The following is a 23,807-nucleotide window of genomic DNA, read 5'->3' as shown; positions in this document are numbered from 1 at the left end:
TATTTACATGGAACGTATTGGTTTAATTCAAATGACATCCAGCTCGGATGTGAATGAGAATCTCACTTATATTGAACAGCAAACCAGACTGCTGGCAAAGCAAGGTGCTAAATGGGTGGTTACCCCAGAAAATGCGGTAGTGTTTGGTAACAAAGAGGATTACCACAACAGTGCTGAAGAACTGGGTGATGGGCCTGTTCAGGCAAGAATATCGCGCTTAGCTGTAGAGCAGCAGGTTTGGGTTCTCATCGGTAGTATGCCGATTCGCCGAACTTCAGCGGAGACTCAAGGCGTGACTACCACATCCGTTCTGTTTAATCCGCAAGGTCATATTGTGGCTCACTATGATAAGCTGCACATGTTTGATGTTAACGTTGCTGATGGCCACAAGCGTTATCGTGAATCAGAAACGTTTACGCCGGGTAACGATATCGTTGTGGCAGAAACGCCCTTTGCTAAGCTGGGATTGTCCATCTGTTATGATGTTCGTTTCCCTAATCTGTATGCAGAATTACGTCGATTAGGAGCCCAGATACTGTTGGTACCTGCTGCGTTTACCGCCGTAACTGGTAAGGCGCATTGGGAAGTTCTTCTAAGGGCTCGTGCGATAGAAAACCAGTGTTGGGTTATCGCAGTTGGTCAAGGTGGCCATCATGCTTGCGGAAGAGAAACTTGGGGACACTCAATGGTGATCAGTCCTTGGGGTGAGATCATTGCTTCACTAGAGCAAGATGCTGCAAGTCTGATTGTTGATATCGAGTTAGAACAAATAGAGAGTGTGCGTGCTGCTATGCCTATTAGTGCCCACACACGCTTTCATAATCAATTTATAGAGAAAAAGAGCTAAACATGAGTATAACCCGCATTGAAGAAGCATTATTAAAACCGGCAGGGCTTACTGAGCAAGACATTGCCGATACTCTGTCGAGCATCGCAACCCGCCAGATTGATTATGCAGATATTTATTTCCAGTCTAGCTGGCATGAGTCTTTGATTTTAGAAGACAGCATTATCAAAGATGGTTCATTCAACATCGACTGTGGTGTGGGCGTGCGAGCTGTCACTGGCGAGAAAACAGGTTTCGCGTATTCCGACCAAATCCAGTTAGAAGGTTTACAGCAAAGTGCGATTGCTGCGCGCGGTATTGCACAACAAGGGCAGAATGCATCTGTACAAGCCTTTAAACGCAATAGTAACCAAACCTATTATGCGGCTGTTAACCCATTAGAAAGCTGGGAAAAACAGAAGAAAACAGAATTACTACAGCAGATAGATGCTTACATCCGTACCAAAGAACCACTCGTTCAAGAAGTCTCTGTTAGCCTGAGTGGCGTGCATGAACAAGTGTTAGTTGCGGCGACAGACGGTACTTATGCTGGCGATATTCGTCCATTAGTTCGTTTATCTATCAGCGTATTAGCGCAACGTGGCGATCGCCGTGAACGCGGCAGTGCTGGTGGCGGTGGCCGTTTTACCTACGACTATTTCTTAAATGAAGAGAACGGACAGAAGATCGTTTTTGCTTATGCTGATGAAGCGATCCGTCAGGCACTGGTTAACCTAGAAGCTGATGCAGCACCTGCGGGCACTATGCCAGTGGTATTAGGCTCTGGTTGGCCGGGTGTTCTACTGCATGAAGCGGTAGGCCATGGTCTAGAAGGCGACTTCAACCGTAAAGAGTCATCAGTATTCTCTGGAAAAATCGGACAGAAGGTGACCTCCGATCTTTGTACTATTGTCGATGATGGCACTTTGAAAGATCTTCGTGGTTCACTGAACGTGGACGATGAAGGTGTGAATGGTCAATACAATGTACTGATCGAAAACGGTGTTCTTAAAGGCTATATGCAAGATAAGCTCAACGCGCGTTTAATGGGTGTTGCTCCAACGGGTAACGGCCGCCGAGAGTCTTACGCTCATTTGCCAATGCCTCGTATGACCAACACTTACATGCTGCCGGGTCAACATACTCCTGAAGAGATCATTTCTACGGTTAAGAAAGGGGTGTATGCGCCTAACTTCGGTGGTGGTCAGGTTGATATCACTTCCGGTAAGTTCGTGTTTTCAGCATCCGAAGCTTACTTAATTGAAAACGGTAAAGTGACTCGCCCAATTAAAGGCGCAACCTTAATTGGCTCTGGCATTGAAGCAATGCAGCAAGTCTCTATGGTGGGTAATGACCTGAGCATTGACCGTGGTGTTGGTGTGTGCGGCAAGGCTGGACAAAGTGTGCCTGTAGGTGTTGGTCAGCCGACACTGAAACTGGATGCGTTGACAGTGGGTGGCACGGAATAACCGTGTCCTCCAAATCGTGAGCATTAAATCAAAGCCTATGGAATATTGTAGGCTTTGTTGCTTGTTAACAGAGAATGACTTGTTAGCAATAAATTGTGTATTACCAGAAAGATCGTTTTAAGATCGTCATGCAGGTGGTAATTCACAACGATCCATGCGATATTGCGCGCAATTAAATTGATACCCTTTTTGTACACTTTGGAGCACATTTTTATGCCTCAACAAGATGATTATCTATCAGTGGAAGACTTCCTAGAAATTCAAAAGGAAGATACTCGCGAAATCATTCAAGCACTGCTGGAAGATGGCAGTGATCCTGAAGCGCTGTATGAGATTGAACACCACTTTTTCGCTGAAGATTTCGAAAAGCTAGAAAAAGCTGCTGTTGAAGCTTTTAAAATGGGCTTTGAAGTTCTTGAAGCTGAAGAAGCAGAAGATGAAGACGGCAGCAAACTGCTGTGCTTTGATGCAACTATGCAGTCTGCTCTTGATCCAGCAGCGATCGACGCTCAAGTTGAAAAACTGGTTAATCTGGCTGAAAAATACGACATCATCTATGACGGGTGGGGTACTTACTACGAGGGCGAAGATGCCTTGTACCCTGACGAAGATGAAGACGATGATGAAGAGTAAGTCTTAATATAGATACCAGCCTAGGCTGGTATTTTTTATTGCCACTATGTTTAAATGGTGCCAACTCTCCTAAAAGAAAATCATTCAATAAGAATATTATGCAGCTTTCTCTCGCCGGTTTATGGCAACTTTCACCGCTCACCGATTTATCCATACCGCAGGACGATATCACTTTTCCGTCACCACTCAGTGCTGTGTTACCTCAAACTTTGTCTGAAGACGAGATTGCACATCAGGAATGGCATCTCATGCACGATATTGAAGTCGATGAGAGCATGTTGAACTTCGGAGCCGTCGACCTTGTTCTGGAAGGTATCGATTATCATGCGGAAGTCCGTTTGAACGGTGTCGCTCTGTTTGATTGTGACGGCTCTCAGAAGATTTATCGAAAAGATGTTCTTCCGCAGCTAACACTAGGAAGAAATCGTTTTGAGATCCTCTTTCTGGAACAAGATGAAGATTGCCTGCTGGATGAAGAAGACGCTGAAGTTTGTTTGTTGAGTGAAGAGGTGAATAAGTACGATGACAGAATAGGCATATGGCGTGAGCCTTATTTGCAATTTATCCGTCATGTACGTTTAGGTGCTGTCACTACAGAACAAATCTGGCACTACGGTGGTGGTTGTGAGTTGCTGGTGAATTTGCACTTCACTACGTTCTTTCCGGGTCTAGTATCAGCAGCGGTCAAGTTTGATGGCATGACGTATCAGCTGCCAATTGATATCCGTAGTGACCATGTCAGTGCACTGTTTCAGGTCGACGCCCCGAAGTATTACGATAAAGCTAATCCAAATCCGAAAGATCTTTATGAGTTAAGCATCCAGTTGGATGGGCAGAGAAAAGTGTGCCAGCTCGGTCTATCTAGAGAGTTCTGCGTGACTCACTTCGTATAGAGTAGAAACCAAAAACCCCAGCTCTTAGAGTTGGGGTTTTCTCTTAGTGAACACATTGCCAGTGATTATGATCGGCTTTACTTTGCCAGAATTTTTCATGGAAGTAGTAAGCACAAGTGTTAAAACTTGGCTCAATCAGTGCCATAACGCCGCCAATTAACCAGCTACCTGTTAGCATGTAGGCCACATTAAATGCCACTGTGTAGTGAATAACAGCAAAGCTCATGGTTTTGATTCTTGGGTTATGAGCATAGCGCTGTAGCGGAGCGTGTCTGTCCCAAACTTTCTCGTGGAAGTAGAATGCTACGGTGTTCACCATTGGCTCAAGCATTGCGATCAGGCTACCTAGAATGATGTCGCCTGTCAGTACGTATGCAACGGTAAATGCAATGCTGAAATGTAATGCTGCAAAACTGATAGTCTTTTTCATAAAGTGCCCAACCTTGTCTCTCTTTGTTGGGTTTATTATTGATAACTATTCGCATTAACGCTAGTGGTATTTTTGAATTACTGTGATAGGCAAAAACTAACAAAAAAGGCGCATTGAGCGCCTTTTTCTATTGTTAAGCTGTTATAGACCCGTTGGTTTGATAACCAGTACATTGACAGGTGAGTTTTCAACAACTTTGCTGGCGACAGAACCTAATACCACTTTATCGATTCGAGATCGTTTGTGACTTGGCATGATAATCAGATCTGCGTGAACCTTTTTAGCGTAATCAAGAATGGTGCTATAAGCTTTCCCTTCAGCAACATACACTTCAAATTCAACGCCGTCAGTGCTGAACTGCTGTGCAAATTTTTTCAGTTGCTGTTTCACATCTTCTTTCATTTGCTTTGCTGCTTCTTTAGGGAAGTAGGTAGCAACCATCGACATGTGAATGCCAGGCAGAACATTGAGCAGATGAACTTTAGCGTTGTTCTGTTTTGCATGCCAAACCGCATGTTCAACAGCCTTGTCACAGAAACCGTGCTCATTTAAATCAACAGGAACAAGAATGTTTTTATACATAATGTCATTTCTCTGAGTGATAAAGTCTGGCTATTCCGTTAATGGATTAGCCAGACGAAGGGTTAGGCTATAACTTGCTCTTTTTTCGCTCTTCTTCGTTGATTCCAGCCAAGTAGCACTGTCAGTAGTAGAGCAGGAAGGAATACCCATTCTTTCATTGGTCGTTCACTATCAATAATGATCGATTCAATTTCCCATCCAAAATCGATACCTGCTGATTCTGCAGGGCTACCGAACTCCACCATATCAACGATCATTTTCTCACCATCATTGTTGAGCATTAGGCCCATTGAAGAAATACGTTCTTCTGGGGTGACTGCTCTGTCGTCAAATGGCAGTAGTACCGTCTTAGATACAAAGTCGCCTTCAATGGTTTCACCAGCAACCAGCAGTTGTACAGGCTCACCAATTGGCGTCTGTTCTACGATTTGAGCAAGTTCTATACCTGGATGCTCTTCTTGTGCTGGGTAAACCATATCCCACCAGAAACCCGGACGGAAGAATGTAAATGTCAAAGCGAGCAGAGCAACAACTTCCCACCATTTTGTCTTGGTAAACCACCAACCTTGTGTCGCGGCTGAGAACAGTAACATCGCGATAATGGATGAGATGATGGTTAGTCCAAGATGCCACCACGTATCAATACCCATTAACAGTAACTGGGTGTTGAATACAAACATAAACGGCAAAATGGCGGTTCGTATGTCGTAGGTAAAACCTTGAATACCGGTACGAATTGGATCGGATTTAGCAATTGCAGCTGCGGCAAATGCAGCCAGACCTACAGGTGGTGTATCATCAGCCAAAATACCGAAATAGAACACAAACAAGTGAACGGCGATAAGTGGGATGATTAATCCGTGCTGAGCACCAAGGGTGACGATAACCGGAGCCATCAGCGTTGAAACCACAATGTAGTTTGCTGTTGTTGGTAAGCCCATACCTAAAATCAGGCTGATCACAGCAGTAAACAGTAGCATCATAATCACGCTACCGCCTGAGATGAACTCAACGAAGTCTGTCATCACAAGACCAATACCTGTCAGCGTTACCACACCCACGACCGTGCCGGCAGCTGCGGTTGCAACCCCGATACCAATCATGTTTCGAGCACCAGACACTAAACTTTCAAGCAAATCGACAACACCTACTTTTGCTTGTTCAGCCGCATCATTCGATTGGTTAAACACTGCCATTAACGGACGTTGTGTCAGCAGAATGAACATCATAAAGACGGTTGCCCAAAACGCAGACAAGCCCGGAGAAAAACGTTCAACGGTTAAACACCAAACTAAAACAACAATCGGTAATAGAAAGTGCAGGCCAGATTTTACTGTTGGACCAACATCAGGGATCTCCTGAATATCTTCGTCAAGATTAAAGCCGCCTTCTTTGGCATATTTAGATGACACCTTGACCAGCGCAATATAGGAAGCAAGTAAGGCTATGCCCACTAGCACGGTTGCTAATGAGCCGAAAACATCTTTTGTCCAGCCAATTCCGTAATAAACCACTGCACTAATGACACAGATAGCCAGAATAGTTCCGGTGAAAGAGAGCATGCTTTGTAAGAATGTCGAAGTGTGTCGTCTTGGCAGACCTTGCATGCCTGCTTTACACGCTTCTAAGTGGACAATGTAGATCAAAGCGATATAAGAGATTAGCGCAGGTAAAAGTGCAGCTTTGATAACTTCTACATAAGAAATGCCGACGTATTCCACCATTAAGAATGCAGCCGCACCCATGATTGGCGGCGTGAGCTGACCATTAGTTGAGGCCGCAACTTCGACAGCGCCTGCTTTTGATGCTGGGAAGCCAACTTTCTTCATTAGAGGAATAGTAAACGTACCTGTTGTCACAACGTTGGCAATCGATGAACCAGAAACCAGCCCTGATAAACCGGATGCCACAACAGCCGCTTTTGCTGGGCCGCCGCGCATGTGACCTAATAAAGAGAAAGCAACTTTAATGAAGTATGAACCAGCACCTGCTCTTTCCAGCATTGCACCAAAGAGCACGAACAGGAATACAAATGAGGTAGAAACACCTAAAGCTACACCGAACACACCTTCTGTTGTTAGCCATAGGTGAGACATTGCTTTATTTAAGCTCGCACCTTTGTGAGCAATAACCTCTGGCATATATGGGCCAGCAAAGGTGTAAAACAAGAATACCGCAGCAACCGCCATTAACGGTGGACCAAGCGCTCGGCGAGTTGCTTCCAGCAGCAATAGCATACCGGCAGATGCGGTAACTACATCAAGCAAGGTTGGGGCACCTGAGCGGCCTGCTAACTGTGCGTAGAAGATATAAATATATGAAGCACAAAAGCTACCTACAAGTGCGAATACCCAGTCAATAAGCGGGATTCGGTCTCGTGAAGAGTTCTTTAGAGCCGGATAGGCTGTAAAGGCAAGAAAGACAGCAAACGATAAATGAATTGCTCTTGCTTGAGTATCGTTAAGTACGCCGAAGTTAAAAATGAACGGTAACGGAGATGCGTACCAAAGCTGGAACAATGACCAACATAGTGGCACAAACCACAAAATGCGACCCGGAATACCACTTGGGTTTCTGGCGCCTGTATCCGCTTGTGCGACCATCTCTTGCACATCTTGAGACGGAGAATTTGTCTGCGTCATGTACATTATCCTTTTAATGATGGTAAAGAGTTACAACGAAGAGAGGTTTTCTAAATATGAGCGAAAACCCAAAATATTGAACGTAAATAGTGATTAACAATAAGGAGGCTCTAAGCCTCCTTATTGTCGGAGTTGCCAGTAATTATTTTAGCAGACCGATTTCTTTGTAGTACTTCGCAGCACCTGGGTGAAGAGGGATAGAAAGACCCGCTTTAACCATGTCTTCTTTCTTCAAGTTTGCAAATGCAGGGTGCAAACGAGTGAAAGTTTCGAAGTTTTCAAATACCGCTTTTGCAACGTTGTAAGCGACTTCATCAGAAACATCAGACGTTGTTACTAGAGTCGCGGCTACACCGAAGCTATTCACATCTTGATCTGTACCACGGTACATACCAGCTGGAACTGTGCTGTATGCGTAGTATGGGTTGCCCGCAACGATCTTGTCGATCTGCTCGCCAGTCGCAGGAACTAGCTTAGCGTCACATGATGTAGTTGCTTCTTTGATTGAGCCATTTGGGTGACCAACCATGTAGATGAATGCGTCAATTTTGTTATCACACAATGCTTGAGAACGCTCAGAGCCTTTTAGCTCAGAAGCCAATGTGAAGCTGTCATTTGTCCAGCCAAATGCATCCATAACGACTTGCATTGTTGCGCGGTCGCCAGAGCCTGGGTTACCAATGTTTACACGTTTACCAGCAAGATCTGCCACACCATTAATGCCAGCATCAGTGCGAGCGATGATGTTAAAAGGTTCTGTGTGAAGAGAGAACATCGCGCGTAATTTATTGAATGGGCCTTGTTCTGCAAATTCACTTGTACCGTTGTAGCCGTGGTATTGCCAGTCAGACTGCACGATACCGAAATCAAGCTCGCCTGAGCGAATTGTATTTACGTTGTAAATAGAACCGCCGGTAGATTCTACAGAGCAGCGAATGTTGTGTTCTTTACGGTCTTTGTTAACAAGCTTACAGATTGCACCACCAGTTGGGTAATAAACACCAGTGACAGAACCGGTACCGATTGTGATGAACTCTTGCGCGTTAACAGCGCCTGCACCAAGAATTGTTGCAGCAATAGCGCCGACCTTTATGATTTTATTCAATGCCATGAATTTCCCTTCCTTCATTCATAATTACCCAAAACAAGTGTAGCTGCTTTGGTCGTTTCTTCATGAGAAACAGTATCTTTTTCAATCATTATGTTGAAAAAGTGTCAGGATAATAGCAAAAAAGCATCACATAATAATAGTGATGTTTAAAAATGTAGTCATAAAAGCTAAGTATTACCACTAACTTAGAATGAATTGTTTCATCATGTTTCAATTTTGTAATTCACGGGTTGCATTAGTTTTGAGTGAGCAAACAATTGTTGATTTTGAGGATTATAGATAGAAAAAAGTCACGTACTGATCCCAGTACGTGACTTCTAGAAAGGTAATAATGTATATCGATTAATGAGTTACACTCAGATAGCTATTTAACCAGCGTACTCAAACAGTTCACAAACAGAGGTAAATAGCTGCTTAGTTGTAATGTTTAGTGTAGGGGTAATGAAGATAGTATCGTCACCAGCGACAACGCCAAGGATACCTTCAGATTTACCTAGAGAATCAAGTAAACGCGCGATAAGTTGAGCAGCCCCTGGGCCTGTGTGGATAACCACGAGTGCATTGTTGTAGTCAACATCCAGTACGAGTTCTCTCAGAGAGCTTGATACAGTCGGAACGCCTAATTCAGCGGGTAAGCAATAGACCATCTCCATTTTTGCGTTACGTGTGCGTACAGCACCGAACTTCGTAAGCATGCGAGAGACTTTAGATTGGTTAATATTGTCAAAGCCTTCATTTTTAAGAGCGTCAACGATATCGCCTTGGGAGCCAAATCGTTCTTCTTTTAATAAAGCTTTAAAAGCGCGGACTAGGTTGTCTTGTTTATCTGCACTACGCATATTTTGGTTACCACTAATTCAATAATGGTGCATATTCTCGCATAGATATTCACTTACAGGCAAATTAAGGTTCAAAACTGTCTAAAAGGTCACTTTAAATAGATACAATTCGAGCTCAAGGAGAGAGAAATAGGAAGATTTAAAGGGGCAAGGGATATGTCAATACTCAGTTAACGATATGCAAGTTATTTAGGAAGTGTTCGAAGTCGCAAAGCTGGCGTTAACTGTTTGTAATCAACTTGTGATTACTATAATTTTTTGGTCAGATATTACACTACCCTACAAAACATAAATAAGACAAAAACTCACAAGGAGAACGATAATGAAAGTCTCTGTAATTGGCGCCGCTGGCGGCATTGGTCAAGCCCTCGCTTTATTGCTTAAAAACCGTTTACCGGCAGGTTCAGATCTTGCCCTGTATGATATTGCTCCGGTAACACCTGGTGTTGCCGCGGACTTAAGTCATATACCAACCCCTGTATCTATCAAAGGCTATTGTGGTGAGGATCCAACTCCTGCCCTTGAAGGCTCTGATGTTGTTTTAATTTCCGCTGGTGTCGCTCGTAAACCGGGCATGGATCGTGCGGATCTATTTAATGTGAATGCTGGGATTGTAAGATCTCTGGCTGAACGCATTGCAGTAGTTTGTCCAAATGCGTGTGTGGGTATTATTACCAACCCTGTGAATACCACTGTTCCTATCGCTGCTGAAGTTTTGAAAAAAGCGGGTGTCTACGACAAGCGCAAACTGTTTGGTGTTACTACTCTGGACGTTATTCGTGCTGAGACTTTCGTTGCGGAACTGAAACAGAAAGATCCAGGTGATGTTCGAGTTCCTGTGATTGGCGGTCACTCCGGTGTGACGATTCTTCCTCTTCTTTCTCAAGTAGAAGGTGTTGAATTCACAGATGCAGAAGTGGAAGCATTGACTAAGCGCATTCAAAACGCGGGTACAGAAGTTGTAGAAGCAAAAGCGGGTGGCGGTAGTGCAACGCTATCTATGGGACAAGCGGCTTGCCGATTTGGTTTGTCTCTAGTGAAAGCTCTACAAGGCGAAGATGTTATTGAATACGCGTATGTTGAAGGTAGCGGCGAACATGCACCTTTCTTTGCTCAACCAGTTAAGTTGGGTAAAAACGGAATAGAAGAAGTGTTGAGCTACGGTCCGCTTAGCCAGTTTGAAAAAGCTGCGTTGGATGGCATGTTAGAAACACTTAACGGCGATATTCAAACTGGTGTTGAGTTCGTTAAGTAATTCTGTATTTAAATAATTTTCTAGCCGCTCCTAGATGGAGCGGCTTTTTTATGACTACTTATTTATGATTATTTACTGCGATTCACTGCCATATGGGCAAGAGTAACTAATGCCTGCTTATATTCGCTCTCTGGTAAAACTTCTAGCTGTGCAATCGCTTTATCTGCTTCTTCCAATGCTTTGTTCACGGTATATGTGAGGGAACCTGTTTGCTCCATCGCAGCGAGGATATCGTTCAGACGTTCCATACCGTTTGCATGCTCAATTGCGTCGCGAATCATTTCAGCTTGTTCCGGTGTGCCATTGCGCATTGCGTGCAGTAGCGGCAGAGTCGGTTTTCCTTCTGCTAGGTCATCGCCGACATTTTTACCCATTTCTTCGCCGTCAGAAGTGTAATCCATCACATCATCAATTAGCTGGAATGCGGTACCTAAATATTTACCGTAGTTCTGCAAAGCCGTTTCTACTTCTTCTGGAGCCTCAACTAAAATCGCACCGATTTGAGTTGCCGCTTCGAACAGGCGAGCAGTTTTAGAATAGATAACCTGCATATACAATTCTTCAGTGGTATTCGGATCGTTGCAGTTCATTAATTGCTGAACTTCACCTTCCGCAATCACGTTTACTGCATCGCTCATAAGCTTAAGGATCTTCATTGATCCTAGCTCTGTCATCATCTGAAATGAGCGAGTATAGATAAAGTCGCCGACTAACACACTGGCAGCATTTCCAAATGCAGCATTGGCTGTTTCTTTACCTCGACGCATGTCTGATTCATCGACGACATCGTCGTGCAACAGGGTTGCAGTATGAATAAATTCGATAAATGCCGCAGCGGTTGTATGTGCGGTGCCTTCGTAACCTAGGGCTTTGGCTGACAATACAGCCAGTAAAGGCCTTAGACGCTTGCCGCCACTACCGACAATATAGAACCCGAGTTGATTGATCAAAGACACATCAGAGTTGAGCTGAGCTTGAATTGTTTCATTCACTTTTGCCATGTCATCGGCAGTAAGCGCTTGGATAGCTTTAAAATCCATTGTACATCCGGCTGAAGTTAGAGCTTGTAAGGCATTTTGTCTTCTAGAATTGTTGAATAATACACTAAAAAGCATTGATTAATACACGCCATAAAGGCATGATTGCGGCACTTTTGTTTGGCGATTAGCTTTTCGCCAATTTTTTTAAAATATGGCTTGTCATAGGACCATCATTCACGTAGAATCTGCGCCCTATTGATGATTAGTTTAGCGCACACCCTCATTGCTCACATATGGCATAGGCTGTGCGGAAAGAGCGGAGTAAAATATGTACGCTGTTTTCCAATCTGGTGGTAAACAACACCGTGTAAGCGAAGGTCAAACTCTTCGTTTAGAGAAATTAGACGTTGAAACTGGTGCAACTGTTGAATTTGATAAAGTTCTTCTAGTTGCTAACGGTGAAGAAATCACTGTTGGTGCACCTCTTGTTGAAGGCGGTAAAATTACTGCTGAAGTAGTACAACACGGCCGTGGCGATAAAGTTAAAATCGTTAAGTTCCGTCGTCGTAAGCACTCTCGTAAACAACAAGGCCACCGTCAGTGGTTCACTGAAGTGAAAATTACTGGCATCAACGCTTAAGTAACTTAGGAGAGTTTAACAATGGCACACAAAAAAGCTGGCGGTTCTACTCGTAACGGCCGTGATTCAGAAAGTAAACGTCTTGGTGTTAAGCGTTTCGGTGGTGAATCTGTATTAGCAGGTAACATCATCGTTCGTCAACGTGGTACTAAGTTCCACGCTGGCACTAACGTTGGTATCGGTAAAGACCACACTCTTTTCGCTCTTACTGAAGGTAAAGTGAAATTTGAAGTTAAAGGTCCTAAAAACCGTAAATTTGTTAGCATCGAAGCTGAATAAATTTAATACCTAACTGAATTCAAAAGCCCTACCGTTACGGTGGGGTTTTTTATTTATGCAGAACAAAAAAGAAGGGGTTCTTCAGTAGAAGAATATAGAGTCCCTCCTTATCTGTTCCAATATGTAGGTTTAGATCCCTCGTCACGCGATGAATCTGGATCTGCTAAAATTTATATCACTGGTAATAAGTGATATTGCAACGCAAGTAATGCGGAGTAAGTAATGAAATTCGTTGATGAAGCGGTAATTAAAGTCGAAGCGGGCGATGGCGGTAACGGCGTTGTTAGCTTTTGGCGTGAAAAATTCGTAACGAAAGGCGGCCCTGATGGTGGCGACGGCGGCGATGGTGGTGATGTCTACATCGAAGCTGATGAGAACTTGAATACACTGGTTGACTATCGTTTCCAGCGTTTTTACGCAGCTGAACGCGGCCAAAATGGTGGTGGCGGTAACTGTACTGGTAAGCGTGGTAAAGATATTACTCTGAAAGTACCTGTAGGTACTCGCGCAGTGGATATTCACACTAACGAAATCGTTGGTGAAGTAGCTGAACACGGCAAGAAAGTGATGGTCGCTAAAGGTGGTTGGCACGGCCTAGGTAACACTCGTTTTAAATCGTCTGTAAACCGTGCTCCACGTCAAAAGACCATGGGTACGAAAGGTGAGGTTCGTGAACTTCGTCTTGAGCTATTGCTGCTTGCTGACGTAGGTATGCTAGGTTTGCCAAACGCAGGTAAATCAACCTTTATTCGCTCTGTATCAGCGGCGAAACCAAAGGTAGCGGATTATCCATTTACGACATTGATCCCAAGCTTGGGTGTAGTGAGTGTTGTACCTGAGAAAAGCTTTGTTGTTGCTGACATCCCTGGACTTATTGAAGGTGCAGCAGAAGGTGCTGGTCTAGGTATTCGTTTCTTGAAACACCTAGAGCGTTGTCGCGTACTGCTTCACATGATCGATATTTTACCTATTGATGGAAGTGAGCCTGCACAAAATGCTCTGACCATTATGGATGAGCTTGAACAGTACAGCGAAAAACTAGCGAAGAAGCCAGTTTGGTTAGTATTTAACAAAGCGGATCTGATGCTTGAAGAAGAAGCGGATGAAAAGATCCAAGAGATCTTAGAAGCGCTAGCTTGGGAAGGCCCACACTTCAAAATTTCAGCAGTAAACAAACAGGGTACTGCTGAGCTTTGTCGCGAATTGGCTGACTTCATGGAAACTCTACCTCGTGCAGAAGAAGAGTTAAGCGAAGAGCAAAAAGTTGAGTTTATGTGGGATGATTACCACAAAGACGCAATGGCAGGTCGCAATGTTATCACTGAAGATGATGATGACGATTGGGATGACTGGGACGACGAAGAAGATGACGGTCACGTTATCTATGTACGTGAATAGTTCTGCTTACTGACATTAGCCGCAATGATTTATTGCGGCTTTTTTGTGTCTAAATCATATTTCACGATATGATTTTCATGCAAACTAGTGCTTCACAGTTTTTACCCTTAGGACGTTAGGAAAGGAATCATGGCATCCAGACAGAGAGCCGTATCGAGGTTAATCGCACAAGCAGGTCAAATGTTACTGGCTCACGGCGCTGAAAGCGCTTTGGTGGTTGGGATCATGGAAAGGATGGGGCGTGCCTGTGGCATGACAGAGGTGGAAGTTTCACTCTCAGCAGGATCTTTGGTTGTCACGACACTGGAAAGTGACCACTGTATTACTACCACCAGACGCTGCGCTGATCGTGGTATCAACATGCGCGCTGTGACTCAGATTCAGCGTATTTGCATCATGATGGAAAAAGGTCTGCTTGATCACTCCTTAGCGCAGAAGAAACTTAACCAGATTAGCCCTGAGCGTTACAACCGTTGGTTAGTGGTATTGATGATTGGCCTGTCCTGTTCCTCTTTTTCCCGCCTCGCTGGTGGTGACTGGACTGTATTTGCTATTACCTTTGTTGCTTCAGCTGTCGGTATGTTTGTTCGTCAGGAAATAGGACACCGTCATTTCAATCCGCTGTTAAATTTTGCGGCGACCGCTTTTGTCACGTCAGTCATTTCCGCTCAAGCTGTGATCTATCAACTCGGCAATAAGCCAACCATCGTTATGGCATCTTCGGTGCTGATGCTGGTACCCGGTTTTCCATTAATAAACTCTGTTGCTGATATGCTCAAAGGCTTTGTAAACGTGGGTATTGCCCGTTTCGTGATGGCAAGCCTTCTGACTCTAGCAACCTGTTTGGGAATTATTGCTGCCATGAGTATTACTGGCGTGTGGGGGTGGTAGAGATGTTAAGTTGGCAATTGCTGTTTGGTCTTATTAATGACATGTTTTTTGCTGCCATTCCGGCGGTTGGCTTTGCTTTGGTTTTTAACGTCCCTGTTCCTGCGCTGAAATATTGTGCACTGGGTGGCGCTATAGGCCATGGCTCGCGCTTTTTAATGATGCAGTTTGGCATTCCTATTGAGTGGGCAACCTTCTTTGCCGCCACAATTGTCGGCATGATAGGTGTTCACTGGTCGCATAAGTTTTTGGCTCATCCTAAAGTGTTTACTGTCGCCGCACTTATTCCAATGGTGCCCGGTGTTTTCACTTATAAGGCGATGATCGCTATGGTGGAAATCAACCATTTAGGTTTTCGACCAGAACTGTTAGAAACTTTATTTGAGAACTTCCTCAAGGCGATGTTTATTATCGCTGGCCTAGCAGTTGGTCTTGCGGTGCCGGGGCTGTTATTCTATCGCCGCAAACCCGTGGTTTAAAAAACGGACAGTTTGAAGAAGTAATCGTCTAATAGGGAAGAATAATGATCATCAGTATGATTGCCGCGATGGCAAATGATCGAATTATTGGCAAAGATAACCAAATGCCTTGGCACTTACCTGCTGATTTCGCTTGGTTTAAGCGTTGTACTTTAGGTAAGCCCGTTATCATGGGGCGTAAAACTTACGAATCGATTGGACGCCCTCTACCGGGACGGCAGAATATTGTGATCAGTCGTGATCCTAGTCTGAACTTTGAAGGCGTGAAGGTGACTACTTCAATTGAAGAAGCTATTAAACTAGCTGGTGACGTTGAAGAGGTGATGATCATTGGTGGCGGTAGTGTGTATGCGACTTGTCTGCCTAAGGCTGACCGTCTGTATGTTACCTATATTGATGCCAATGTTGAAGGTGATACTCAGTTCCCTGATTGGGGAGATGGTTGGCTGGAAAGCCATAGAGAAACCTTTTCGGCTGATGAAAAGAACGCCTACGATATGAAGTTTGTGATTCTAGAACGTCACTAAATCATTGGATAAAAAAACAAAGCCCAGCATTATCGCTGGGCTTTGTTTATTTGAGTTCTATTCAACGGCGGCGCTGAGTGCATCCTGAGTGAAGAACTTCTTTTCTTCCCAGTGCAGCAGAGTCAAATGTCCACCCCACACACATCCTGTATCAAGTCCAATTACATCTTTGCCGTGATAACCTTCCAGTGCTGCCCAGTGTCCAAACAGAACGGTCTTTTCAATTGGTACTCTGTTTTTGAGATCGAACCAAGGCTGTAGCAGATTACCACTGACTTCCGTCGGAGGAAGTTTGCACTTCATATCCAGTCTTCCATCGATAAAACAGAATCTCATGCGAGTATAAGCGTTAATGATATAGCGATAGCGATCCAGATCTTTAAGATCAGATCGCCATTGATCTGGTTGGTTGGAATACATGTTTTCAATCAGCCACATCCAACGATCACTTTGCAGTATGGATTCGATCTCTTTTGCACATTCACGCGCAGTGTCTAAATCCCACTTAGGTGAGATTCCTGCGTGACAAACAACAAACTCATCGTGTTCTAAAAACAATGGCTGTTTACGTAACCAGTGCAGGAGTTCATCTCTGTCTTCTGCTTCTAATATTGGTCGTGTTTTATCTTTGCTTTTAATTGGATGAATGCCACAGGCGACCGCAAGGAGATGCAAATCGTGATTACCCAAAACGACTTTTGCGGCATCACCCAACGAACGAATGAAGCGCAACGTTTCTAAAGATTTAGGGCCGCGAGCAACGAGATCACCCGCTACCCACAAGATATCTTCTTTCGGATCGAAATTAACTTGTTCAAGCAGTAACTGAAGTTCGTCAAAACAGCCTTGGATATCACCAACAATATAATTCGCCACTGTTACTCCGGTTAGTTTAAAACGTTAGGGACGGCCAAACGGAAAGGCTCGATATTGGCGATGAACTCTTTACCCTCATGATCGTGCATGATGTAGTGCCCTTGCATTACGCCAACAGGTGTTTCAATTGCCGTTCCACTGGTATAGGTGTACTCATCATTGGCATCAATAAAAGGTTGTTCGCCGACCACGCCATCACCTTCTATAACCAGTTGCTTACCATTGGCGTCAGTAATTAACCAACGACGGCTGATGAGTTGTACGGTTTCAGGGCTCAGGTTTTTAATGGTAATCAGGTACGCGAATACGTAGCGCATCTGCTCAGGAGTCGATTGTTCAGGGATATATTTGGTATGAACTTGAATCTTAATACAAGGCGCAGAGACATCATCCATGTGAACTCCTTATCAAGATAGGAAAAACAACAGGACGAGCTATGTCGTCCTGTTTTTAGTTTACTACTCGTCGCTCTTATTGCTATCAGAAGCATTTGCGTCTAGCCAGTTTGCCATCGCAACAAACTGAGGCAGAGTTAGGTTTTCTGGACGCATGGAAGCGTTCACGCCAAGCTCTTCTAACACTTCAAGCGGCATTAATGCTTTGTAGCAGTTACGTACAGTCTTACGACGCTGGTTGAAACCTTCACGAACTACGCGATCTAGCCATTTCAGGCTCGTCGCTGGGTGAGGCAATTCTTCATAAGGAACCAAGCGCACAACTGCTGAATCTACTTTTGGTGGCGGAACAAATGCTGTTGGTGGCACTTCAAGTACTGGCACTACTTTGCAGTAGTACTGAGCCATAACTGTTAAGCGACCATACGCTTTGCTACCTGGACCTGCAGCGAGGCGGTTCACCACTTCTTTTTGTAGCATAAAGTGCATATCTTGGATGTCTTTATGATATTCAAACAAGTGGAACATCAGTGGGGTAGAAATATTGTATGGCAGGTTACCAAAAATACGCAGTTTGTTGTTTGGCTTTACTAACTGAGTAAAGTCAAAACGCATTGCATCACCTTCATGAATGGTCAGTTTATCTGCCAATTCAGGATGGTTACGCAGACGTTCGGCCAAGTCACGGTCTAGCTCGATTACTGTGAACTTATCTACTTCACGACCAACGGGCTCAGTGATAGCGCCAAGACCCGGACCGATTTCAACCAAGTTTTGACCCGGACGTGGATTTATTGCTGAAACGATACCGTCGATAATATAAGGATCGTTTAGAAAGTTTTGACCAAAACGTTTACGCGCTTTGTGTCCTAAGTGGACATCATTTCTCATAGTGTTCTCGAAGTTAATTCGTTTTCTTATCAACTAATTCAATAGCTTGAGCGAGTGCTGTTCTGAAACTACCAATATCGGCTCTACCCGTAGCAGCAAGATCTAACGCTGTTCCGTGGTCGACAGACGTTCGGATAAAAGGCAGACCTAATGTGATATTCACAGAACGACCAAAGCCTTTGTATTTCAATACAGGGAGAACTTGATCATGGTACATACCTAAAACGGCATCCGCTTTTTGCAAGTATTTGTCGTTGAAGATGGTGTCTGCTGGCAGTGGACCAATCAGATTTATGCCATCTTGCTGACGTAATTTTTCCAATGTTGGAGTAATGGTGTCGATTTCTTCTCGACCCAGTACGCCATCTTCACCTGCATGAGGATTAAGGCCGCATACATATATAGTAGGCTGCTCAATCGCAAATTTCTCAACGAGATCCTTGTGGAGAATATGAATGATCTTTTCTAGACGCTCACTGGTTACCGCTTTAGAAACGTAAGCCAATGGTATATGCGTGGTTACAAGTGCAACTCGTAATCCTTCCGTTGCCAGCATCATCACCACCAGAGGTGTATTAGATTGCTCGGCAAAAAACTCAGTGTGGCCACTAAAGGCAACTCCGGCTCGGTTGATCACCCCTTTGTGTACAGGGCCGGTGACAATAGCATCAAATTCATTATTCATACAGCCCAAAGCGGCTCTTTCTAATGTTTTTAATACGTAATGTCCGTTTTGTTCATCGAGCTGACCTGCAACAACAGGTGCGGCGGTCGCTATGTGGTCGACGACCAGTGTGCCTGCTTTTTGAGGTTGTGGCGTTAGCTCTGCATTGTAATCAAGCAGTTCAACATTGATGCCGAGCGCTGTTGCTCTTTCCGCCAACATGTTTTTATCCGCACAGACAACGATTTGATGCGTCCAGTCTTCTTTAGATAGCGCTAAAACAAGATCGGGTCCAATACCCGCAGGCTCACCAGCGGTAACCACGATGCGTTTAATTTTCATCCTGATCACCTTTTAACTCTTCAACAAATGCACTTGCTCGCAGTTCTTGTATCCAAGCACCAGCTTCTTCGTTGAATTTACGGTTGAACAGAATACCGTAGGCTTTGTTCTTCAACGCAGAGTCTGTTCGGTCTACTTCGCGTCTATCAAGTACTTCTACTATGTGCCAGCCGTGTACTGTTTTAAATGGTTCACTGATTTGTCCGACAGGTAGTGTTTCTACCTGATGTTTAAATTCTGGAACGTACAAATCTGGCGTTTGGTAACCTAGCTCACCGTGTTGTGCAGCGGACCCTGGGTCTTGGCTGTATTGCTGTGCTAGGTCGCCAAAGTTTGCGTTACCAGCTTTAATCTGCTCGATAAAACCTTCAAGTCTCTTCTTCGCGCCTTCATCACTCAGAATAATGGTTGGCTTGATCAGAATATGGCGAGTATTTACTTCAGTTACCGCAACGGTTTCTAAGCCTTTAACATCATCAATTTTTAAGATATGAAAACCAACACCGCTGCGGAATGGTCCGATAATGCTACCTTTGTTTTGCATCTTGATTTGGTCGGCAAAAATGGTTGGCATCTCTTCTTTACGCATCCAACCCCAGTTACCGCCTTCCAGTGCTTTTGGCCCTTTGGAGTAGCTGTACGCCATTTTACTAAAGTCAGCACCGGAGTTGAGTTGTTCAACCAGTTCATTAGCTTGCTTTTCTAACTGAGCTTTATCTTGGTTATCATTGAAGCGCAGTTGAATATGGCTGATTTTATATTGAACGGTTGCATTGGTTTCTTGAGCAAGGAGCTCAGCTAATGTATCGACTTCAGCTGGCAAAATATTGATACGACGGCGAACCATGGCATTTCGGGCTTCACTGACTGACATCTCTTTTCGCACTTGTTCGCGAAATTCTGCATAGGTGAGGCCTTGTGCGCTTACTGAAGCTTGCAACTGTTCTAATGTTTGATTGTTTTGTTTGGCAATATTACCGATAGCATCGTTCAGTCGAGCATCGTCAATACGCACGCCAATGCGCTCAGCTTCTTGCTGTTGCAGCGTATCAATGATGAGTTTTTCTCTTACCTGATCACGCAAAACCGATTCTTCTGGCAAAGATTGACCATTGCTACTGGCATTTACTTTGACCGTTTTTAATGCGCTGTCGATGTCACTTTGTAAGATAACACCACCGTTTACAATGATGGCAACGCGGTCGAGTTCTACTGGTGCAGCATTAACATTGCTCATGCTTAGAGCTGCGAATAAACCTAAGAGGGTGTGTTTCCACAAGTTCATTTAAATTCCTATTATCTTAATAACTTATCGTTATCTAAGTCGTAAATTAGTTATTCAAGAAGAATGGACGACCATAGCTTAGAGAGTTGCCCGCGCTGTCAACACCAGTTGCGCTAGAGCCCGCGCCTACACTAGTACCAAAACCTATGATACCGATGTTGAAACTAAAGTTGTTTTCGTAAACTGGATCTTTGTAATACGCAACATCGTTGATGCTGGTGGTTCCCCAACTCTTCAACTGATTGCTGTATGTGAAGCCCATGTACCAGCAGTCGGATGTGTAACGTAAGTTTGCTAGCCACTCCAATGCTTCATCAGTGGTTAAGTCGTGGAAATACTGGGCACTTGCATACCATTTTCTAGACAGCTGGTAGCCAGCGATAACGCCTGCCTGTGAGATGCCGTCTTGGGTGATGTTCGCAACATCAATACTTTCACCTACAGTGTTTTCGATATATTCCTTGGTAACATAACGATAGTTAGTCTGGATAAATCCATCATTAAATCGATACTCTAGAGTACTGTTAGCCAACTGCAGTGCGCTGGTGTCAACATCGTATTGAACTCCCCCGTGGTAGAAAAGGAAATCATCATAGTTGAAGTCCATTTCCATTGCCCAGGCTGAGTAATTGGTCTTACTTCCTGAATCAGAATTTTTCTCTTCTGAATAATTGGAAGGTTTAAACTTTTTGTCGATATAAAAAATCTGACCAAAAGCGATGTTTAAGCGTTCTTTGTAAGCATCGTCAAAAAAGCGGCTAGATGCACCGTAGCTGAACTGGTTTGCTGATGCGATGTAATCCACTCCACTGTACTTACGACTGCGGAACAGGCCATAATAGTCTGTTTGCAACAGAGTTGTGTCGTATAGGCCGATGTTGCTTTGATCTTTGTTCGGTACGTACAAATACTGGACTTGCGGTTCGAGCGTTTGGGTGTAGTTATCAAAGAGAACCGTATCGCGCTCCAAAATAATGCCTGCATTGGTTCTGAACTCTGGAATTACGCGTGAAACGTTTTCTTCCAAACCATAGTAGTCATTGTCATTTTTCCCATCGCCATCACTATCTTGGTAAGACGTATCAACGTCTTTGATATCTTGTTGGTAATAGGTTCCGAGCAGACGAGCCTCAGTTGTCCAACTACCCCAAGTATTAGCCAGTGGGATCTTGAATCCTGGCTCAATGTGTAAGCGAGTAGCTGATGGTTTTCCTTCGCCGTCTGTTTCGAAACGCGAGATATGGCTTTTCAGATCAAAATCCAAATAGCGCATTAGTTCAGGGGCATAGTAGTTAAATGCTATCTGAGGCATTAAACGATAAGGCTGGTTAGCGCTGGTTTGATCTTCCAGTAACAATTGGAATTGCCTCACCAGAATGGACGTATCCCAGTTTTGGCTACGATAAGTTACTTGGCCTTCCTGAATAAGCTGACCATCCTCACGGTTACCAATGCTGGAATCCAAATCTGAGAAGTAGCTGTAATCACTGACTTTTGAGTAGTCGACCTCAAACTTCCATGCTTGTTGGAAGATACCGCTGTGTTCGTATTGGTAGCCCCAACGAGCGCCTTTATCTAAGTGAAGCTGGTCTTCATTGAGATATTCGGATTTGATCTGACCTTCACCAAAATCGCTCAGATAGCGAAATACACTGTTAAGCTGCGAACCACGGTTCTGCATATAGTGGTAAGTGGTTTCTAAATCGTAATTTGGTGCCAAGTTCCAGTAGACGGGAATATCCATCTCGAAACCGTCTCGGGTGCCATACGAGACTGTTGGATACAAGAAACCTGTTTTACGCGTATCACCAATTGGAACGGTTAAGAACGGCAAATAAAAAACGGGAACGCGTTGAATTTCTAAACGAGGGTTATAGAAGGTTGCTTGTTCTTCGTTTTGGTCGATATCAATACTGGATGCGCGTAGACGCCAAGAGTTATCATCTTCAGGACAAGAGGTGATAGAACCGTCTTCGATTTCATAAACCGCTTTACCTGTTTTGGCCACATATTTAGCATCACCACGGCCTGGTTCACACAGGAACTTATAGCGAGTGTTTTCTAGCGTCATCTCATCATTGTTGAGATTATTGACCGCCTTATCCGCTACGGCTTTAACTTCACCATCACTGAAATTCACGTTTCCTTCAGCAACCGCGATGTTGTCTTTTTGGTGCAGAGTGACATTATCCGCTTCTATGCGTTTCTTACCTTGCACAACCACGACGTTACCAGAATAAGTCGCTTTATCGCCATTAATTGCTTCTAGATTATCCGCTTCGACATTGATAGGCTGTTCGTTCGGATTAACCGGTTCAGGTTCATTGATAAGACACTGATCGATAGCAGGCAACTTTTGCGCACTGTCATCTAGCGTATCTTCTGCATGGATTTGTGGTGCAAACAGTGCAGCGCTAATGGAAACAGCTAAAAATGAGCGGGAAAAAAGTGACATTGAATTGTACTATCCTGTTGAACTTGTGTAATTCCAATATTGGGAGCAAATGCTAAATGATAACGTTCGATATCATAAAGGAAATTCACTCTCCCGGCACTATCAGACCGCTTTACTCCTAAAAAATTCATAGATTGAGAGCACATAATGCATATTTTTGGCAAAATTCTTGGCGCTTTCTTCGGCTTTCTGTTCGGAGGACCCGTTGGCGCCATTTTTGGTCTATTTCTTGGACATCAATTTGATAAAGCTAGACGTTTAAATCAAGCGGGTTTTCATACAGGATCGTTTGGTTCTGGTCCAAGCCAAGCAGAAAGACAAGAAGAGTTCTTCAAAGCGGCATTTTCCGTGATGGGACATGTTGCGAAAGCAAAAGGCAAAGTCACAAAAGAAGAGATCCAGCTCGCGAGTATCATGATGGATCGCATGAGTCTGCATGGTGAACAAAGGTTGGCGGCACAGAATGCTTTCCGTGAGGGGAAGGACGCAAATTTCCCGTTGGAAAATGTTCTCGAGAAAGTGCGTATCTCCACTGGTGGCCGATTTGATTTAATGCAGTTCTTCTTGGAACTACAAATATCAGCTGCTTTTGCTGATGGAGATATTCATCCAAGCGAACGAAATGTACTGCATAAGATTGCGCGAGGCTTAGGGTTTTCTTCCGAGCAACTAGAAAGTCGCTTACGTATGCAAGAAGCGTCTTTCCGTTTCCAGCATGGTGGTGGATTTGGCGGGCATCAACATCAGCAACATTCATCTGGGGGAGGGCAGTGGCAGCAAGCGTCAACTAAGGATAGATTGGCGGATGCCTATTCTGTGCTTGGTGTGAGTGAAAGTGCCGATGATAAAGCGATTAAACGTGCTTATCGTAAGTTGATGAATGAACATCATCCAGATAAATTGATGGCTAAAGGCTTGCCACCAGAGATGATGAATGTTGCCAAAGAAAAGTCACAGGAAATTCAGCAGGCTTACGATTTAATCAAAAAAGAAAAAGGCTTTAAGTAAATTGAATCGAAATCAAAAGG

At 44.1% G+C, this 23,807-nt stretch carries 24 protein-coding genes; 12 read left to right on the top strand and 12 right to left on the bottom strand.

Annotated features, from left to right (window positions below; all coding sequences use genetic code 11):
* Nucleotides 1-7 precede the first annotated feature (7 nt).
* From AAGA51_RS13415 to AAGA51_RS13400, 4 genes are all read left to right on the top strand, one after another.
* On the top strand, nucleotides 8-847 hold the full coding sequence (locus AAGA51_RS13415) for a carbon-nitrogen hydrolase family protein (protein ID WP_042489293.1): 840 nt from the start codon (nucleotides 8-10) through the stop codon (nucleotides 845-847).
* Between the two features lie 2 nt (nucleotides 848-849).
* Nucleotides 850-2,295 carry a metalloprotease TldD gene (gene tldD / locus AAGA51_RS13410; RefSeq protein ID WP_042489291.1) on the top strand — a complete coding sequence of 482 codons (1,446 nt, stop codon included), beginning with the start codon at nucleotides 850-852 and terminating at the stop codon, nucleotides 2,293-2,295.
* A 213-nt stretch (nucleotides 2,296-2,508) separates the two neighbouring features.
* Complete coding sequence (gene rraB / locus AAGA51_RS13405) at nucleotides 2,509-2,928, top strand: ribonuclease E inhibitor RraB (RefSeq protein WP_042489287.1); 420 nt, start codon at nucleotides 2,509-2,511, stop codon at nucleotides 2,926-2,928.
* A 98-nt stretch (nucleotides 2,929-3,026) separates the two neighbouring features.
* Nucleotides 3,027-3,821: a glycosyl hydrolase 2 galactose-binding domain-containing protein gene (locus AAGA51_RS13400; RefSeq protein ID WP_042489283.1), complete on the top strand. Its 795-nt coding sequence runs from the start codon at nucleotides 3,027-3,029 to the stop codon at nucleotides 3,819-3,821.
* A gap of 43 nt (nucleotides 3,822-3,864) precedes the next feature.
* Here AAGA51_RS13400 and AAGA51_RS13395 read toward each other — a convergent pair whose 3' ends face one another.
* The 5 genes from AAGA51_RS13395 to argR form a co-directional block, all read right to left on the bottom strand.
* A complete protein-coding gene (locus AAGA51_RS13395; RefSeq protein WP_042489278.1) occupies nucleotides 3,865-4,251 on the bottom strand; it encodes a DUF2061 domain-containing protein in 387 nt (128 codons plus the stop codon).
* Between the two features lie 141 nt (nucleotides 4,252-4,392).
* Nucleotides 4,393-4,833 carry a universal stress protein gene (locus AAGA51_RS13390; protein ID WP_042489276.1) on the bottom strand — a complete coding sequence of 147 codons (441 nt, stop codon included), beginning with the start codon at nucleotides 4,831-4,833 and terminating at the stop codon, nucleotides 4,393-4,395.
* A 62-nt stretch (nucleotides 4,834-4,895) separates the two neighbouring features.
* Entirely contained in the window at nucleotides 4,896-7,475 is a 2,580-nt protein-coding gene (locus AAGA51_RS13385) for a TRAP transporter permease (RefSeq protein WP_042489273.1), read from the bottom strand.
* Between the two features lie 142 nt (nucleotides 7,476-7,617).
* Nucleotides 7,618-8,586, bottom strand: coding sequence for a TAXI family TRAP transporter solute-binding subunit (locus tag AAGA51_RS13380; protein ID WP_042489270.1), 969 nt, complete (start codon nucleotides 8,584-8,586; stop codon nucleotides 7,618-7,620).
* 368 nt (nucleotides 8,587-8,954) lie between these two features.
* The gene (gene argR / locus AAGA51_RS13375) at nucleotides 8,955-9,425 is read right to left on the bottom strand and encodes a transcriptional regulator ArgR (RefSeq protein WP_042489268.1); all 471 of its coding nucleotides are present in this window, start codon (nucleotides 9,423-9,425) and stop codon (nucleotides 8,955-8,957) included.
* Nucleotides 9,426-9,747: 322 nt separating this feature from the next.
* On the opposite strand from argR, the gene mdh reads away from it, so the two are divergent.
* Nucleotides 9,748-10,680, top strand: a complete 933-nt coding sequence (mdh, locus tag AAGA51_RS13370) for a malate dehydrogenase (RefSeq protein ID WP_042489265.1) — start codon at nucleotides 9,748-9,750, stop codon at nucleotides 10,678-10,680.
* A gap of 68 nt (nucleotides 10,681-10,748) precedes the next feature.
* On the opposite strand, the gene ispB is transcribed toward mdh, so the two are convergent.
* Nucleotides 10,749-11,720 (bottom strand): octaprenyl diphosphate synthase, encoded by a 972-nt coding sequence (ispB, locus tag AAGA51_RS13365; RefSeq protein ID WP_042489262.1) that lies wholly within the window; start codon nucleotides 11,718-11,720, stop codon nucleotides 10,749-10,751.
* Between the two features lie 268 nt (nucleotides 11,721-11,988).
* Here ispB and rplU point away from each other — a divergent pair, with 268 nt between their 5' ends.
* The 6 genes from rplU (at nucleotide 11,989) to folA (ending at nucleotide 15,871) form a co-directional block, all read left to right on the top strand.
* On the top strand, nucleotides 11,989-12,300 hold the full coding sequence (gene rplU, locus AAGA51_RS13360) for a 50S ribosomal protein L21 (RefSeq protein WP_042489259.1): 312 nt from the start codon (nucleotides 11,989-11,991) through the stop codon (nucleotides 12,298-12,300).
* A 21-nt stretch (nucleotides 12,301-12,321) separates the two neighbouring features.
* On the top strand, nucleotides 12,322-12,579 hold the full coding sequence (gene rpmA, locus AAGA51_RS13355; RefSeq protein ID WP_004409945.1) for a 50S ribosomal protein L27: 258 nt from the start codon (nucleotides 12,322-12,324) through the stop codon (nucleotides 12,577-12,579).
* 222 nt (nucleotides 12,580-12,801) lie between these two features.
* A complete protein-coding gene (gene cgtA / locus AAGA51_RS13350) occupies nucleotides 12,802-13,977 on the top strand; it encodes an Obg family GTPase CgtA (protein WP_042489256.1) in 1,176 nt (391 codons plus the stop codon).
* A gap of 129 nt (nucleotides 13,978-14,106) precedes the next feature.
* Entirely contained in the window at nucleotides 14,107-14,868 is a 762-nt protein-coding gene (locus AAGA51_RS13345; RefSeq protein ID WP_042489253.1) for a threonine/serine exporter family protein, read from the top strand.
* A gap of 2 nt (nucleotides 14,869-14,870) precedes the next feature.
* Nucleotides 14,871-15,344 (top strand): threonine/serine exporter family protein, encoded by a 474-nt coding sequence (locus AAGA51_RS13340; protein WP_042489251.1) that lies wholly within the window; start codon nucleotides 14,871-14,873, stop codon nucleotides 15,342-15,344.
* Between the two features lie 44 nt (nucleotides 15,345-15,388).
* Entirely contained in the window at nucleotides 15,389-15,871 is a 483-nt protein-coding gene (gene folA / locus AAGA51_RS13335; protein WP_042489248.1) for a type 3 dihydrofolate reductase, read from the top strand.
* A gap of 57 nt (nucleotides 15,872-15,928) precedes the next feature.
* Here the strand turns inward: folA and apaH are convergent, their stop codons facing one another.
* From apaH to lptD, 6 genes are all read right to left on the bottom strand, one after another.
* Complete coding sequence (gene apaH / locus AAGA51_RS13330) at nucleotides 15,929-16,747, bottom strand: bis(5'-nucleosyl)-tetraphosphatase (symmetrical) ApaH (protein ID WP_042489247.1); 819 nt, start codon at nucleotides 16,745-16,747, stop codon at nucleotides 15,929-15,931.
* An 11-nt stretch (nucleotides 16,748-16,758) separates the two neighbouring features.
* Nucleotides 16,759-17,142, bottom strand: a complete 384-nt coding sequence (gene apaG, locus AAGA51_RS13325; RefSeq protein ID WP_042489244.1) for a Co2+/Mg2+ efflux protein ApaG — start codon at nucleotides 17,140-17,142, stop codon at nucleotides 16,759-16,761.
* 63 nt (nucleotides 17,143-17,205) lie between these two features.
* Nucleotides 17,206-18,033 (bottom strand): 16S rRNA (adenine(1518)-N(6)/adenine(1519)-N(6))-dimethyltransferase RsmA, encoded by an 828-nt coding sequence (gene rsmA / locus AAGA51_RS13320; RefSeq protein ID WP_042489242.1) that lies wholly within the window; start codon nucleotides 18,031-18,033, stop codon nucleotides 17,206-17,208.
* Between the two features lie 13 nt (nucleotides 18,034-18,046).
* Nucleotides 18,047-19,039 carry a 4-hydroxythreonine-4-phosphate dehydrogenase PdxA gene (gene pdxA, locus AAGA51_RS13315; RefSeq protein WP_042489239.1) on the bottom strand — a complete coding sequence of 331 codons (993 nt, stop codon included), beginning with the start codon at nucleotides 19,037-19,039 and terminating at the stop codon, nucleotides 18,047-18,049.
* A complete protein-coding gene (gene surA, locus AAGA51_RS13310; protein WP_042489236.1) occupies nucleotides 19,029-20,324 on the bottom strand; it encodes a peptidylprolyl isomerase SurA in 1,296 nt (431 codons plus the stop codon). The genes pdxA and surA overlap by 11 nt, the downstream gene beginning before the upstream one ends.
* 46 nt (nucleotides 20,325-20,370) lie before the next feature.
* The gene (gene lptD, locus AAGA51_RS13305; protein ID WP_042489233.1) at nucleotides 20,371-22,779 is read right to left on the bottom strand and encodes an LPS assembly protein LptD; all 2,409 of its coding nucleotides are present in this window, start codon (nucleotides 22,777-22,779) and stop codon (nucleotides 20,371-20,373) included.
* A 147-nt stretch (nucleotides 22,780-22,926) separates the two neighbouring features.
* On the opposite strand from lptD, the gene djlA reads away from it, so the two are divergent.
* Nucleotides 22,927-23,787: a co-chaperone DjlA gene (gene djlA, locus AAGA51_RS13300; RefSeq protein ID WP_042489230.1), complete on the top strand. Its 861-nt coding sequence runs from the start codon at nucleotides 22,927-22,929 to the stop codon at nucleotides 23,785-23,787.
* Nucleotides 23,788-23,807 lie beyond the last annotated feature (20 nt).

This window comes from Vibrio diazotrophicus (assembly GCF_038452265.1).
GTDB lineage: Bacteria > Pseudomonadota > Gammaproteobacteria > Enterobacterales > Vibrionaceae > Vibrio > Vibrio diazotrophicus.
The sequence above is the reverse complement of the archived record's forward strand: the minus strand, read 5'-3'. Positions and strand labels throughout refer to the sequence as shown.